This is a genomic window from Variovorax glucosi, from assembly GCF_051216695.1.
GTDB lineage: Bacteria > Pseudomonadota > Gammaproteobacteria > Burkholderiales > Burkholderiaceae_C > Variovorax.
This window is the reverse complement of record NZ_JBPJZE010000328.1, coordinates 1-1,088: the sequence shown is the minus strand read 5'-3', so window position 1 is coordinate 1,088 and position 1,088 is coordinate 1. Positions and strand designations below refer to the sequence as shown.

Below are 1,088 nucleotides of genomic sequence, written 5' to 3'. Positions count from 1 at the left end.
GGCCGGTTGTCGACGACGACGCTTGCAGCCAGCGCCTCGCCCAGCTTCGCCTTCAGCTCGTCCATGCGCTGCACGCGGGTGTGCGGCAGCGACAGCGACTTGCACAGCAGCGCGTAGTCGGGCGTGTGCAGGTCGGCATAGCAGCGGCGGCCGCCGTACTGCGCGTCCTGGATGTTCTTGATGACGCCATAGCCCTTGTCGTTCATGAGCACGATGACCATGTCGGCCTGCTCTTGCACGGCGGTTGCGAGCTCGCCGAGGTTCAGGATGAAACCGCCGTCGCCGGCCAGGCAGAAGGTCTTGCGGCCCGAGGCCGTTTCGGCCGCGCCAATGGCCGCGCCGATGGCCATGGGCATGCCCTGCCCGATGCCGCCGCCCGTGGCGTGCACGCCGGCGCTGGGTTCGAAGATGCGCAGCTCGCGGTTGCCCCAGGTGCTGTTCGACACCGTGACATCGCGCACCCAGTTGAAGTTGCGGCCGGCGGCAGATTGCAGCGCCTTCACAAGCTCGGCATACGGGCCGAGGCCGTCGGTGAGCGAGGCCACGGCCTGCTCGTGCGCGGCGCGCAGGTCGGCGAGCAGTTCGGGGTCGGCCTTGTACTTTGCGGCTTCGAGGCGGTTGGCCAGGCCTTCGAGGGCCAGCGCGGAGTCACCGCACACGAACAGGTCGGTGGCATAGCCCCGGCCTTCGGCGGCCGCATCGGCGTCGATGCGCATCAGCGGTCGCGGCAGCTTCAGTTCGTACTTGAGCGTTTCGTTGCCGCGCAGGCGCGAGCCGACGACCAGCATCGCGTCGCAACGCTGATACAGCGCCTCGACCGGCTTGTGGATGTTGTACGAGCCGAGCGAGCCAGCATCGTCTTCGGGCACCGTGCCACGGCCCTGCGTGGTGGTGACCACGCCGAAGCCGAGCTTCTGCAGGCGCTGGATGGCCGCACGGGCGTGGCGCGCGCCACCGCCGACCCACAGCATCGGGCGCTTCGCTGTCGCGAGCCGCGCAGCCAGTGCGTCGAGCGAGGCAGCCGAGGGCACGGGCCGTTCGATGGGCAGCGGCGACAGGTCGGCCGGCATGGTCGTCAGCGCGGACTG

Annotated in this window: 1 protein-coding gene; it reads right to left on the bottom strand. The window is 69.7% G+C overall.

The window, feature by feature from the left end; translation table 11 throughout:
* Positions 1 to 1,088: thiamine pyrophosphate-binding protein (locus ACSFA3_RS25370; RefSeq protein ID WP_435508096.1), on the bottom strand; the 1,088-nt coding region annotated here is incomplete at both ends.